Below are 14,014 nucleotides of genomic sequence, written 5' to 3'. Positions count from 1 at the left end.
CCCTGGGGCTGCCCGACTCGGGGGCATCGACCCTGGGATTCCGCTCCTGGGGCTGCGCACCTCAGGGAGCTGTGTTCAGCGGTCGGTGCACTGCCCGGTGGAGACGGTCTCGGAGTAGCGATCCGGATCGGTCAGCACATCCCCGGCCTGGTCCGCGGTGATCGCGAAGCCGACGTTGCTGCCCTCCACGGCGCGGGCGAACACGACGCCGGCCACGTCCCCGGCCCGATCGATCAACGGCCCGCCCGAGTTGCCCTGCCGGACATCGGCGCTGAGCTGGAAGATCTCCAGGGTGCTCGGCGAGCTGCCGTAGATGTTGTTCACCTGGGAGACGTCGCGCGCCTGGATCACCGCACTGCCCGCGGAGAACGGCCCGCCCGCGGGGTATCCCATCACGTAGCCCGAATCTCCGACGTCGACCCCCTCGCTCATCTGAAGCGGCGCCACATCGAGGCCGTCCACTGCGATCAGGGCCAGGTCGGAGGCGGGATCGAAGTGCACCGCGCGGCCGGTGAGCACCTCGCCGTCCGGCATCTCCACCGCAGGCTCGGCCACACCGGCGATGACATGGGCGTTGGTCACCACCCGGGTGGGGGAGACGGCGAAGCCGGACCCCGACTGGGACTGCCCACACTGCTCCGCGACCCCGGTGATCCTCCCCACCGAGGCGGCGGAGGCGACGCCGGCGTCATTGAGGTCCTGGTTCTCCGGCAGCTCCGCAGGCTCGGGCACCAGCTGTGCGAGCTCCGGGATGTCGGAGTCCAGCACCGCGGAGCGGACCTGGGCGAACCAGGACTCTGCCTGATCGGGCACCGCGGAGTCGACGGTGCTCAGCACGGTGGACTGCTTCATCGCCTGGTTCACTGCGGGGAAGCCCATGGCGGAGATCGAGAAGGAGAGCAGCGCGATCACGAACACGGCGACCACCACGTTGACCACACCGCCGACCAGCGAGCTCAGGCCGCGCACCGCGCGGGACTTGAACATCCTCTGGATCTCGGCCCCGGCGGCGGATCCCAGCCCGTGCCCGGCGGCCACCAGCACGATGGCGGCGGCGAGCACCGCGATCACCCGCCAGAGCGGATCAGGGACCCAGGATGCGACCAGCGGGATCGCGAAGAACGCCGCGGTCGCGCCGATGAGGAATCCGAAGACACCGCCGAGGGTGGCCCAGACGCCCCTGCGCAGGCCTGCGATGAGGAAGCCCAGAAGCACCACCACCAAGATCACGTCGAGTATGGTGATTCCCATCGGTGGCGGGCTCCTTATGGTTCAGGGGGATCGTGGCTCTGCGGTTCGGGACTGCTGCTCTGGGACCGCTGGGCCTGGCTGTCGGCCGACGGAATCGGTCCCCAAAGAATGACATAGAATCCCTGGCCGCTTGCTGAACGTTTCCGCACGTCGAGGCGAACTGGTAACTTCTAAGCAACGAGACTCTGTTTATCTCACACATCCAGGAAGAACGGATCGCCCATGGACCTTGAAGTACTGCGCCGCGCACCGCTGTTCGCCACGCTCGACGACGACGTCTTCAGCGCCCTCATCAAAGAGCTCAACGAGGTCGACCTGTCCCGCGGGTCATCCGTCTTCCACGAGGGTGACCAGGGTGATCAGCTGTACTTCATCATCTCCGGCAAGATCAAGCTGGGACGCACCACCCCGGACGGCCGTGAGAACCTGCTTGCAGTCCTCGGCCCGGGCGAGATCTTCGGCGAGATGGCGCTGTTCAATCCCGCGCCACGCACCGCCACGGCGACTGCCGTGTCCGAGACGCGACTGGCCGGCCTGCGCCATGACAGCCTGCGCAACGTCATCACCACCAACCCAGAGGTCTCGGTGCAGCTGCTCCAGGCCCTGGCCAAGCGGCTGACCCGGACCAACGAGTCCCTCGCGGACCTCGTCTTCTCCGACGTCCCCGGACGCGTCGCCAAGGCGCTGCTGGACCTGGCTGACCGCTTCGGCCGCCCGGCTCCGGACGGCGTGCTGGTGGCGCACGAGCTCACCCAGGAGGAGCTGGCCCAGCTGGTCGGCGCCTCCCGCGAGACCGTGAACAAGGCGCTGGCTGAGTTCGTCCAGCGCGGCTGGCTGCGCCTGGAGGCGCGCGCCGTGGTGATCCTGGACATCCAGCGGATCCGCCAGCGCTCCCGCTGAGCCGAACCCGCTGGTCTCCACCAGCACTGATCGCAGACATAGAAGGAGCGCCCGGCGAATCGCCGGGCGCTCCTTCTATGTCTGCGCCTGATCTAGGCCTGATCTGCGCCTGATCTGCGGGTGACGCTCGGAGGCTACTCCCCGGTGACCCGTGAGGGCGGATAGAAGCGGAGGAACTTGCGCACCAGGGAGGCCTGCGCGGCCAGCAGGAGCGCCACCCGGCGCGGGCTGCGATCAGCCGCGTAGAAGAACGGGTTCCGCGCACCGCCCGAGCGCAGGATCCCTGCGACCCGGCGTCGTCGCTGCGGGTCAGAGACATACCGGCCGGCCAGCCAGCCCGGCAGCACGGTGTAGACCGTCTCCTGCTGATCCTCCACGCGGGATGTGTCGCCATCGGCTGAGAGCTCGCCGCGGATGAAGTCCCGCACGTAGTACTCCACCGGATTGTTGCCCGCCCCGGTGATGTAGTAGCTGGAGCGACCCAGCCGGGGATTGAGCTCGAAGAACTTCGTCTTTCCGTCGCGCGGATCGAATTTCAGGTCGAAGTTCGCGTAACCCACCCAACCCAGCTCGGTGAGCAGCTTCTGCGCCTGATCCACCGCTTCGGAGTTCTTCGTGGTGAGGATCACCGAAGGGTTGCCCAGCGCGGCGGGGGAGTGATCCTCCACCACGGTCTCGCCCCAGGAGGCGAAGCGGATCACCGAGTTCTGATCGGCGTAGCAGGTCAGCACCCGCATGTTCTGGTCATCGCCCGGGACCTCCTCCTGCACCACGAAGCTCGCCCGGTACCCGGCCGCGTGGACCTTGGCGAAGAGATCGGCCAGATCCTCGGAAGTCTCCACCCGGTGCACCTTGTGCTTGCCCTCGAACTCGGTCCAATACCAGGCCGTGACATCAGCAGGCTTCGCCCATACCGGAAAGCTGAGATCCAGCGGGAGCTGGGTGTCCAGAGCGGCGCCGAAGTCCACCACCCGGGTGACCGGGTGATCCACGCCGAGCCTCTCGGCCAGCGCGGTGAAGTTGTCCTTGACGGTGGCCGCGTCGAAACGGGCCCGGTCCACATAGGGCACGACGACGTCGTCGCCCAGGTCCTCAGGGTGCGCCTCGCGCAGCTCGATGATCGCCTGCACGGTGGAGTCGATCGCGCCCAGCAGCAGGATCGGGATCCCCTGATCGCGCAGCCGCCGGATCGGTGCGAGGTTCAGCCCGGTGCGCACATGCTCCATCACCGTGCCGTTCTCGATCTCCAGGTGGGTGATGATCTTCGAATGCGCGATCATCCACATCTGGTGCTTCGAGAGCACCAGCGACGTGATGCCGTAGGCCTCATGGAAGGCCCGTGCTGCGCCATAGGCTCCGGCGTCGCCGCCGATGATCACCGGGGCGAAGCCGACGGCGGCCCAGCGGCGCTCCTGGTCCTGCCAGCGTCTGTCCTGGGTGAAGACCGGGGAGGCCTCAGCGGACATGGGCGATGAGGTCGACTTCCACCGGGGTGTCCAGCGGCAGCACCGACACGCCCACGGCGCTGCGGGCATGCTGCCCGGCGTCGCCGAAGGCCGCACCGAGCAGCTCCGAGGCGCCGTTGAGCACCTTGGGCTGACCGGTGAAGCTCGGAACCGAGGCGACGAAGCCGCCCACCTTGGCGATCCGGGTGATCCGGTCGAGATCACCCACGGCCGCCTTCAGCGCGCCGATGCAGTTCAGCGCACACTGCCGGGCGAGCTCGTAGGCCTGGTCTTCGGAGACCTCGGCGCCGACCTTGCCGGTCAACGGCAGCGCGCCGTCGACGAAGGGCAGCTGCCCGGAGACGTAGACCACGCCGTCGGCGATGACCGCCGGCTGATAGGAGGCGACCGGGGGGACCACCTCGGGAACGCTCAGGCCGAGTTCGGCCAGGCGCGCTTCAACTGCAGAGATCTGCTCAGCCATGGTGTGTGACTCAGTTCCGCGGCCGCTTGAGGTAGGCCACGGGGGCGTTGCCCTCCGGGCCGGGAAGCACGGTGACCAGCTCCCAGCCGTCCTCGCCCCACTGGTCCAGGATGCCCTTGGTGTTGTGGATGATCAGCGGAATCGTCGCGTATTCCCATTGGGTCTCAGATGCACTCATATTCTCAGACTAACGGACGCCCGCCGGGACCAAGAAGAGCCCGCCCAGATCCGCGTGACGTCACCTCGCGCAGGCGCACAGAGCGTGCCGCTAAGATGAAGCCCATGGCGTCACGTAAATCCCCCCTGTTTGATACTGCCACCACGGTCGGCAAGATCATGTCCTTCCTGGGCGTGAGTGCTCTCTGCGGCCTGCTGGCAGCAGGGCTGATCTTCCCGCTGGCGGCCTCCGGCGGCGCCGCCGCGGCCGCCGGCACAGACATCCTCGAAGACATCCCCGCCGAGCTGGCGGAGGAGCCGCTCAGCGTGCCCTCCTACATCTATGCCTCCGACGGCACAGAGCTGGCGACCTTCTATGCGGAGAACCGGCAGCCGGTCGCGCTGGAGGACATCTCCCAGGAGATGATCGACGCCATCATCGCGATCGAGGACGAGCGCTTCTATGAGCACGGCGGCGTCGACCCCCGCGGCTTGTCCCGTGCGCTGGTGCACAACGCCACTTCTGATACCCAGCAGGGCGCCTCGACGATCACCCAGCAGTACGTGAACAACATGCTGATCAACGCGGTGGTGATCAGCGGCGAGGGCCGCCTGACCATCTCCGGCACCGGCGAGAAGACCTACGCCGACAAGCTGCGCGAGATGAAGCTCGCCGTCGCGGTCGAGCAGGAGATGACCAAGGACGAGATCCTCGAGGGCTACCTGAACATCGTGCTCCTCGGTGGCCGCACCTACGGCGTCGAGGCCGCCGCCCAGTACTACTGGGGCATCCCGGCCTCCGAGCTCGACGTGGCCCAGTCCGCAGTCCTGGCCGGCATGGTGCAGTCACCGAACGGCTACAACCCCGAGGTCTTCCCCGAAGCCTCCCAGGCCCGCCGGGACATCGTGCTCGGCTCGATGCTCGACGAGGAACTCATCACCCAGGAGGAATACGACGAGGCCCTCGGCTCCGGGCTCGGCCTGGATGTCAACCGCGAAGAGGTCGGCTGCGTCTCCGCCAGCATGGCTGCCTACTTCTGTGACTACGTGCGTCGCGAGATCCTGGCCAGCGACACCTTCGGCCCCGATGAGGCTGCCCGCGAAGAGCTGCTCGACCGCGGTGGACTCCGGATCACCACCACGCTGGACCCGGACGCCCAGACCGCCGCAGAGGAGGGCGTCATGGAGACCGTTCCCGCGGATGACAGCTCCGGTGCCGGTGCCGCGATCTCTTCGGTGGAGCCAGGCACCGGCAACATCCTCGCCATGGCGCAGAACCGCAACTTCACTCCTGAACAGGGTGACGGCAACACCACGCTGAACTACAACGTCGACGCCGAGGACGGCGGTGGAAACGGCTTCCAGCCCGGATCCTCGCTGAAGCCCTTCGTCGTCGCGGCATACCTCGAAGAAGGCGGCGAGACCGACGACGTCGTCGATGCCTCCGTCGATGAATGGGGTGACACTGCGCGCTGGGAGGCCAGCTGCCTCGAGCGCGGCTACACCACTTCGGATCAGGACTGGAGCGTCGGCAACGTCGAGGAAGACTCCAATCGCCGGATGACCATCGACTATGGCGTCTACTTCTCGGTGAACACTGCGACCCTGGCCACCGCGGCGGACATGGACCTCTGCGCCATCACCGATCTCACCGACCGCTTGGGCGTCCACCGGGCGACCGATACCAGCCAGGGGCTCTCTCCGCAGAACCCCTCGTTCGTGCTGGGCACCGACGAGATCGCTCCCCTGACTCAGGCCGCCGCCTATGCCGCCTTCGCCGCCGACGGGACCTTCTGCGAGCCCCGCGCGATCCTCGAGGTCACCGACACCCATGGCAACGAGTACGACGTCCCCGAGGCCAACTGTGAGCAGGTCGTCGACGAGGACATCGTCGCGCAGGTCAACGACATCACCATCAACATCGCCGAGGGCACCATCGCCGCAGGCGACCCGCCGTTCCCGATGGCTGGCAAGACCGGCACCACCGATGAGGCGGCCCACACCTGGTTCGTCGGCTACTCCTCGGGTGTGTCCACCGCAAGCTGGATCGGCAACCCCGAGAGCAACCAGGGCTACCGTGGGCGCACCGTCGCCGGTGAGTTCTACGAAGAGTTCTTCGGCTCCACCCTGGCGGCCCCGATGTGGCTGGAGTACATGGAGCAGGTCGGGGACGACTATGACACCTCCGACTTCCGCGAGGCCGATGACTCCCCGTTCGAGGACCGGCGCGACCGCGCCCGGTATCGCGACGGCGGCACCGTGTCCGAGGGTGGAGACCCCGGCACCGACGGTTCCGCCGTTGACCTCGACGACGATTCCGACGGCGGAGACTCCGACAACAACGACAGGAACAACGACAGCAACAACGGCGGCTCCAACAACGGCGGCGGAGACGACAACTGAGCGCCACCGCATCCCTGAAGGTGGTGGGCCTGGGCGTCAATGACTTCCGGACCCGCCACGTGACCGTGCCGCTGCGCGCCGGGGCAGGGCTTCGCATCCTGCACATCTCAGACATCCACTACGTCCCGGGCCAGCGCAAGAAGTTCGCCTGGCTGCAGTCGCTGGCGGACCTGAAGCCCGACCTGGTCATCAACACCGGTGACAACCTCTCCCATCCGGACGCCGTGGGCGAGGTCCTCCAGGCGCTGGAGCCGCTGCGCCAGTTCCCCGGAGTCTTCGTGGGGGGATCCAACGACTACTACGCGCCCACCTGGAAGAACCCGCTGCGTTACTTCCGCGGCCCCTCCAGTCTGGATGCGCACCCCAAGGAGCTGGACTGGCAGCGCCTCTTCGGCGGCTTCGAATCCAGCGGCTGGAAGAACCTGAACAACCAGACCGCCCAGCTGACCGTGGCCGGACGGCCCCTGGCCTTCTCCGGAGTGGATGATCCGCATATCGGCCGGGACGAGTTCCAGGGCTGGCCCGCGCCCGGGGAGTCGGTCCAGGAGCAGGGCTCGATCCCCGATCCGCTGCGCATCGGTCTGGCCCACGCCCCGGTCTCCGCGGCGCTGGCCACACTGGCCGGCAGCGGAGCCGAGCTGATCCTCGCCGGCCACACCCACGGCGGACAGGTCTGCCTGCCCGGCGGGCGCGCGCTGGTGACCAACTGCGACCTGCCGCGGCCCCAGGCCAAGGGTCTGAGCTCGGTTCAGGTGCCGGCGCAGTCGGTGCCGGGCCAGCCGGGGGAGCCTGCCCGGCAGGTCCCGCTCCACGTCTCAGCGGGCATCGGAACCTCCCGCACAGCCCCGGTGCGGCTGTTCTGCCCGCCCGAGGCCACGCTCATTGAAGTTCAGCACGAAACGACATAGATTAGTTGCTTGATGCAACGAGCTGCAGGAGTTGAGATGACTGAGTCCCCCGGGCGCAGTCGTACGCTCTGGCAGGCCCTGGCCCGGCTCGGGCCCTACCTCGAAGGCCTCAAGCTGCGCTGGACCCTGGGTCTGATCGCGGCGATCGGCGCCGGCGTCGTCGCACTGTCCATCCCGCAGGTGCTTCAGGTCCTGGTGAACTCCCTACTGGATGACAACGCAGAGGTCAGCGCCGTCTGGACCGCGGGTGCGGTGATCCTCGGGCTGGGCGTGCTGGAGGCAGGGCTGGTCTACCTGCGCCGATTCTTCGTGATCCCGCCGGCCTCGGACGCCGAGACCTCCATGCGGACGCGGCTCTTCGACAAGCTCCAGGACCTCTCCGCGTCCTTCCATTCGGCATGGGGTGCCGGACAGCTCCAGTCCCGCGCGATCGCCGACCTGAACCTGCTGCGCCGCTGGTTCGCGTTCGGCTCGCTGATGCTCATCACCTCGGTGGTCAGCCTGCTGGTGGGCTTCACCCTGATGGCCACGCTCTCCCCGCTGCTGGCGGTGGTCTTCCTCGGCGCCGCGCTGCCGATCATGATCATCGGACCGCGGTTCCGGAAGAAGTTCGTGCACTACTCGCGCGCCTCGCAGGACCAGGCCGGAGATGTGGCCACCAAGGTCGAAGAATCGGTCCACGGGATCCGCGTGCTGAAGGCTTTCGGCCGCGGAGACTATGCCCAGGAGGGCTTCACCGAGGAGGCCGACGAGCTGCGCGACCTCGAGGTCTCCAAGGCCCGCACGCTGGCGAAGTTCCTGATGGCCATGGTGATCCTGCCCGAGGGCATCCTCGGACTGTGCCTGCTGATCGGGCTCTGGCAGGTCGCGAACCAGGAGACCACCGGTGTGACCATCGGTGCCCTGGCCGCGTTCTTCGCCACCGCCGCGGTGCTCAAGGGTCCGATCGAAGGCGTGGGCATGATGCTGGGGATGACCTTCACCGCGAAGACCGCGATCGACCGGCACGCCGACGTGATGGACACCGCCACCGAGATCACCTCACCCCACGCGCCTGTGGTGGCCCCGGAGCGCGGCGTGCTGGAGTTCGACGAAGTGCACTTCCGCTACCCCGACACCAAGGCCGGGGACCGTGACCTGATCGACGGGGTCACCCTGCAGGTCCGGCCCGGAGAGACCATGGCGCTGGTCTCCGCCACCGGCGGGGGCACCTCCACGCTGCTGAACCTGATCCCCAGGCTCTACGAGACCACCGGCGGCGCCATCCGGATCGACGGGGTGGACGTGAAGGACTACAGCCTCGCAGACCTGCGCTCACGGATCGGCGTCGCCTTCGAGGACCCGATCCTGTTCTCCACCTCGGTGAAGTCCAATGTGCTGCTGGGCACCTCACACCTGCGCGACGTCGACGACCCGCAGCACCCGCACCGTGACGCCGCACCTGCGCCAGATCAGCTCGACGAGGTGCTGCGCCGGACGTTGATCACGGCCGACGCAGAATTTGTGGAGACCCTGCCCCAGGGTGTGGACACCCCGGTCGGTGAGGAGGGGCTCAGCCTCTCCGGCGGCCAGCGCCAGCGCCTGGCGCTGGCCCGCGCGATCGCCTCCGCGCCTTCTGTGCTGCTGCTCGATGATCCGCTCTCCGCCCTCGATGTCCGCACCGAGGAGGCCGTGACGCACCGGCTGCGCGAGGTGCTGAACCGGACCACCACGCTGATCGTCGCGCACCGCCCCTCCACCGTCGCTATGGCGGACCGGGTGGCGCTGCTCGAGCACGGGCGGATCAGCGACGTCGGCACCCACTCGGAGCTGCTGGAGCGCAGCCGGGCCTATCGCGAGGTCATGAGCGCCAGCGTTCGTCCCGTCAGTGCCGAGGAGGTGCTCGGCCGTGAGTGAAGCCACCAGCAGAGCCGGCGGCGTCGCCGCCAACGTTGCCACGGACGACGCCAGGAGCGACCGCTTCGCGCACCTGCGCGGGACCGCGGGCGAGGAGCAGATCGAGCTCGACAAGGAGGAGCGCGGGTTCATCCGGCGTCGCTCCTGGAAGCTGCTGGTCCAGCTCTCCGTCGGGGTCCGGCGCAAGCTGCTGATCACCGCGCTCTTCGTGGTGATCGCACAGGCCGCCCAGGCCTCCATCCCGCTGATCGTCGCCTGGGCCATCGACTGGGGGCTGCCTCGGATGATCGAGGGGCAGAGCTCCGGCATGTGGCTGCCCGGTCTGTCCTACATCGCCTGCGCGGTGACCGCTGGGATCCTGATCTTCCACTACACCCGGATGACCGCTGAGGCCTCGCAGCAGATGCTGTTCACCCTGCGCGGGGAGGTCTTCCGCAAGACCCAGGCGCTGAGCCTGGACTTCCACGAGGACTACACCTCGGGCAAGGTGATCTCTCGGCAGACCTCCGACCTGGAGTCTCTGCGCGAGCTGCTCGACGGCGGGATCAACTCGCTGGTCCAGGGCGTGATGTTCATGTTCTTCACCGGGGTGACCATCTGGATCATGGACTTTCGCTCGGGCCTGGTCCTGGTCGCGGCGCTGATTCCCATCGCGATGCTCGGCCGCTGGTACCAGCGCAACTCCGAGGTGGCGTATCGGCGCACCCGGGTCTCCTCGGCCAAGATGATCGTGCACTTCGTGGAGTCCATGACCGGCATCCGCGCCGTGCAGGCATTCCGCCGGGAAGACTCCCGGTCCAGGCAGTACCGGCGTCTGGCGGCCCGCTACCGCGAGGACATGGTGCGCTCGATCTCGCTGTTCGGGGTGCTGCAGCCCTCCCTGATGCTCATCGGCAACATCACGGTCACCGTGGTCCTGCTCTGGGGCGGATACCGGGTGCTCGAGGGTGATCTCGGCATCGGGGTGCTGGTCGCCCTGGTGCTGGCGACCAAACGGGTCTTCCAGCCGCTGGACATGATCGCGATGTTCTACAACTCGCTGCAGTCAGCCACCGCGGCGCTGGAGAAGGTCTCCGGGCTGCTGCAGGAGAGCCCCACGGTCACCGAGGCCCACCACCCGCGGCACCTGCCCGAGGCCCGTGGAGAGCTGGAGTTCACCCAGGCCTCGTTCCGCTACGACGAGGACGGCCCGGTGGTGCTCCACGCCCTTGACCTGCACATCCCCGCAGGCCAGACCGTGGCAGTGGTGGGACGCACCGGAGCGGGCAAGTCCACGCTGGCGAAGCTGCTGGCGCGGTTCTATGACGTGAGCAGCGGCGCGGTGAGCCTGGACGGGGTGGACCTGCGGGACCTGGCCGTGACCGATCATCACCGCCACGTGGCCATGGTGACCCAGGAGGCGTTCCTGTTCTCCGGGACCATCCGCGGCAACATCGCGCTGGGCCGCCCGGAGGCCTCCGAGCAGGAGATCATCGCCGCGGCCAAGGCGGTGGGCTGTCACGACCTGATCATGGAGCTGCCCGAGGGCTACGCCACCGATGTGAACAAGCGGGGCGGCAGGCTCTCGGCCGGACAGCGTCAGCTGATCTCCTTCGCACGCGCGTTCCTGGCGGACCCTGCGGTGCTGATCCTCGATGAGGCGACCTCTTCGCTGGACCTGCCCAGCGAGGCGCTGGTGCAGCAGGGGCTCGAGCGGCTGCTGGGCAACCGCACCGCGCTGATCATCGCTCACCGGCTCTCCACCGTGGCCATCGCGGACCGGGTCCTGGTGATCGACGACGGCCGGGTGGTGGAGGACGGAGCTCCTGCCGAGCTGGCGGCCCAGGGCGGCTACTACGCCAAGCTGGACGCGGCGTGGCAGAGCTCCATGGGAGCCTGAGCGGCTCAGCGCTCGCGCAGCAGCGACGCCAGGTGATCGATCGCGTAGCGGTATCCGTTGAGTCCGGCACCGGCGATCACCGCCGCCGCGGCGGGGGACACATAGGAATGCCGGCGGAACTCCTCGCGGGCGTGGACGTTGGAGATATGGACCTCCACCACCGGAAGGTCCACTGCGCGCAGGGCATCCGCGATCGCCACCGACGTGTGGGTATAGGCCGCGGGGTTGATGACGATCCCGGAGGCGCTGCCCTTCGCGGCCTGGATCGCGTCGATGATGGTGCCCTCATGGTTGGACTGCAGCAGCTCCGCGGCGAAGCCGAGCGCGGCGGCGGACTCGCGGCACAGCTGCTCGATGTCGGCCAGCGTGGCGGCCCCGTAGATCCCGGGCTCACGAGTGCCCAGCATGTTCAGGTTGGGACCGTTGATGATCAGCAGGCGGGGAGTCTCAGAGGGCATGGTCACACCCTACTGTCCCCCCAACGCCGAATGGCGGATTCTCCGTGCAGTTCGCCCCTCTGAGGGGAGAACATGCCCGGAGAATCCGCCACTCAGGCGTCTTCGGGTTGTTCAGCGGTGTTCAGCCGTGGGAGGTCAGGACGCGCCATGCTTGGCGCGCATGTCCTCCGCGATCTGCAGCATCACCGTGGGATCGGCCAGGGTGGAGGCGTCTCCGGCCTCACGGCCCTCGGCCACGTCCTTGAGCAGACGCCGCATGATCTTGCCCGAGCGGGTCTTCGGCAGCTCAGGGACCACCAGCACGTTGCGCGGCTTGGCGATCGGGCCGATCTCCTTGCCCACATGGGCGCGCAGATCCTGCTCCATCTGCTCCTTGTCCCCACCCTCGGAGTCGCCGCGCAGGATCACGAATGCCACGACAGCCTCGCCGGTGGTCGCGTCCTTGGCCCCGACGACGGCGGCCTCGGCGACCGACGGGTGCGAGACCAGGGCCGATTCGATCTCCGTGGTGGAGAGCCGGTGCCCGGAGACGTTCATGACGTCGTCCACGCGTCCCATGAGCCAGACGTCGCCGTCCTCGTCGGTGCGAGCGCCGTCGCCGGCGAAGTAGACGTCACCGAAGCGTGACCAGTAGGTCTCCTGGTAGCGCTCCGGGTTCTTCCAGATGCCGCGCAGCATGGCGGGCCAGGGCTCCTTGATGACGAGCAGGCCGGCCTCACCCTTCTCCAGGGGTGTGCCCATCTCATCGACGATGCCGATGGAGATGCCGGGCACCGCGGTCTGGGCGGAGCCCGGCTTGGTCGCGGTCACCCCGGGCAGCGGGGCGATCATGTGCGCGCCGGTCTCGGTCTGCCACCAGGTGTCCACGATCGGAGCAGGCTCCTCCTTGGGAGCCTTGCCGACGCCGTTGTTGGCGCCGATGACGTCGCGGAACCACAGCCACGCCTCGGGGTTGATCGCCTCGCCCACGGTGCCCAGCACGCGCAGGGTGGAGAGGTCGAACTGGTCCGGGATCTCCCGGCCCCACTTCATGCAGGTCCGGATCAGCGTCGGCGCGGTGTAGAACTGCGTGACGCCGTACTTCTGAACGATCTCCCAGAGCCGGCCCTTGTGCGGTGAGTCCGGGGTGCCTTCGTAGATGACCTGGGTGCTGCCGTTGACCAGCGGGCCGTAGACGATGTAGGAGTGCCCGGTGACCCAGCCGACGTCGGCGGTGCACCAGTAGACATCGGTCTCCGGTCGCAGGTCGAAGGTGTCGCGATGGGTCACCGCGGTCTGGGTCAGGTAGCCGCCGGTGGTGTGCAGGATGCCCTTGGGGTTCCCGGTGGTCCCGGAGGTGTAGAGGATGAACAGCGGGTGCTCGGAGTCGTGTGCGACGTAGGCGTGCTCGGCGGACTGCTGCGGCACGATGTCGTGCCACCAGACGTCGAGATCGTCGTTGAAGGCGACCTCTTCGCCGTTGCGCTTGACCACGACCACGTGTTCCACGGTGTGCCCGGGCGCCGCGAGCGCGTCGTCGACGGCCGGCTTCAGCGTGGAGGGCTTGCCGCGGCGGTAGGAGCCGTCGGCGGTGACCACGAGCTTCGCCTCGGCGTCGTCCACGCGGGAGCGCAGCGCGTCGGCGGAGAAGCCGCCGAAGACGACCGAGTGGATGGCGCCGATGCGGGCGCAGGCCAGCATGGTCACCACCGCCTCGGGGATCATCGGCATGTAGATGGCCACCCGGTCACCCTTGGTGAGGCCGAGGGACTCGAAGGCGTTGGAGGCGCGGGCGACGTCGTCGGCCAGCTCCTGGTAGGTGATGCTGCGCGAGTCGCCGGGCTCGCCCTCGAAGTGAAGGGCGACGCGGCTGCCGTGACCGGCCTCGACGTGGCGGTCCACTGCGTTGTAGGCCGCGTTCACCTCGCCGCCGACGAACCATTTCGCCACTGGGGCCTCGGACCAGTCGAGCACCTCGGTGAAGTCTTTGTCCCAGCTCAGCACGGAGCGGGCCTGATCGGCCCAGTAGCCGAGGCGATCCTCGGCGGCCTTGTCATACCGCTCCTGGGTGGCCACGGCGTTCTTCGCGAACGTCTCGCTCGGGGGGAAGACCTGACCCGATTTCTGCATCGAGTCCAGTTTGTTCTCTTGCTTGGCATTCTGGGTCATGCGGCTCCTCCTTGGATACTCCTGTGTTGCCGCTCACAATACATCCTTTGCCGCCGGGCGCCTGAGGCGGATATCACATAGCGGAC

The 14,014-nt window shown here is 67.9% G+C and carries 11 protein-coding genes; 5 read left to right on the top strand and 6 right to left on the bottom strand.

Going from position 1 to position 14,014, the window contains the following annotated elements:
• Nucleotides 1-75 precede the first annotated feature (75 nt).
• Nucleotides 76-1,251, bottom strand: a complete 1,176-nt coding sequence (locus LTH93_RS12765) for a MarP family serine protease (protein WP_241471175.1) — start codon at nucleotides 1,249-1,251, stop codon at nucleotides 76-78.
• Between the two features lie 222 nt (nucleotides 1,252-1,473).
• On the opposite strand from LTH93_RS12765, the gene LTH93_RS12760 reads away from it, so the two are divergent.
• Entirely contained in the window at nucleotides 1,474-2,151 is a 678-nt protein-coding gene (locus tag LTH93_RS12760; RefSeq protein ID WP_036477681.1) for a Crp/Fnr family transcriptional regulator, read from the top strand.
• Between the two features lie 134 nt (nucleotides 2,152-2,285).
• Here the strand turns inward: LTH93_RS12760 and LTH93_RS12755 are convergent, their stop codons facing one another.
• Genes LTH93_RS12755 through LTH93_RS12745 form a run of 3 tightly spaced genes read right to left on the bottom strand, consistent with a single transcriptional unit; the run spans nucleotide 2,286 to nucleotide 4,258 of the window.
• On the bottom strand, nucleotides 2,286-3,617 hold the full coding sequence (locus tag LTH93_RS12755) for a carboxylate--amine ligase (protein WP_241471174.1): 1,332 nt from the start codon (nucleotides 3,615-3,617) through the stop codon (nucleotides 2,286-2,288).
• On the bottom strand, nucleotides 3,607-4,080 hold the full coding sequence (locus LTH93_RS12750) for a RidA family protein (RefSeq protein WP_241471173.1): 474 nt from the start codon (nucleotides 4,078-4,080) through the stop codon (nucleotides 3,607-3,609). Before LTH93_RS12750 ends, LTH93_RS12755 begins: the two co-directional genes overlap by 11 nt.
• Before the next feature lie 10 nt (nucleotides 4,081-4,090).
• Nucleotides 4,091-4,258: a hypothetical protein gene (locus tag LTH93_RS12745; RefSeq protein WP_166645872.1), complete on the bottom strand. Its 168-nt coding sequence runs from the start codon at nucleotides 4,256-4,258 to the stop codon at nucleotides 4,091-4,093.
• Between the two features lie 104 nt (nucleotides 4,259-4,362).
• Between LTH93_RS12745 and LTH93_RS12740 the strand changes: the two genes are divergently transcribed.
• The 4 genes from LTH93_RS12740 (at nucleotide 4,363) to LTH93_RS12725 (ending at nucleotide 11,322) form a co-directional block, all read left to right on the top strand.
• Nucleotides 4,363-6,639, top strand: coding sequence for a transglycosylase domain-containing protein (locus LTH93_RS12740; protein WP_241471172.1), 2,277 nt, complete (start codon nucleotides 4,363-4,365; stop codon nucleotides 6,637-6,639).
• A 20-nt stretch (nucleotides 6,640-6,659) separates the two neighbouring features.
• On the top strand, nucleotides 6,660-7,547 hold the full coding sequence (locus LTH93_RS12735) for a metallophosphoesterase (protein WP_241471171.1): 888 nt from the start codon (nucleotides 6,660-6,662) through the stop codon (nucleotides 7,545-7,547).
• Between the two features lie 36 nt (nucleotides 7,548-7,583).
• Nucleotides 7,584-9,443 (top strand): ABC transporter ATP-binding protein, encoded by a 1,860-nt coding sequence (locus LTH93_RS12730; RefSeq protein WP_241471170.1) that lies wholly within the window; start codon nucleotides 7,584-7,586, stop codon nucleotides 9,441-9,443.
• A 73-nt stretch (nucleotides 9,444-9,516) separates the two neighbouring features.
• Nucleotides 9,517-11,322, top strand: coding sequence for an ABC transporter ATP-binding protein (locus tag LTH93_RS12725; protein ID WP_241471188.1), 1,806 nt, complete (start codon nucleotides 9,517-9,519; stop codon nucleotides 11,320-11,322).
• A 5-nt stretch (nucleotides 11,323-11,327) separates the two neighbouring features.
• On the opposite strand, the gene aroQ is transcribed toward LTH93_RS12725, so the two are convergent.
• Together aroQ and acs are read right to left on the bottom strand one after the other, a co-directional pair.
• Nucleotides 11,328-11,780, bottom strand: coding sequence for a type II 3-dehydroquinate dehydratase (gene aroQ / locus LTH93_RS12720; RefSeq protein WP_241471169.1), 453 nt, complete (start codon nucleotides 11,778-11,780; stop codon nucleotides 11,328-11,330).
• 135 nt (nucleotides 11,781-11,915) lie between these two features.
• Nucleotides 11,916-13,928, bottom strand: coding sequence for an acetate--CoA ligase (gene acs / locus LTH93_RS12715; protein WP_241465966.1), 2,013 nt, complete (start codon nucleotides 13,926-13,928; stop codon nucleotides 11,916-11,918).
• Nucleotides 13,929-14,014 lie beyond the last annotated feature (86 nt).

The organism is Nesterenkonia sp. DZ6 (assembly GCF_022565835.1).
GTDB lineage: Bacteria > Actinomycetota > Actinomycetes > Actinomycetales > Micrococcaceae > Nesterenkonia.
Note: the sequence above shows the minus strand (reverse complement) of the source record. Positions and strands in the feature narration are given on the sequence as shown.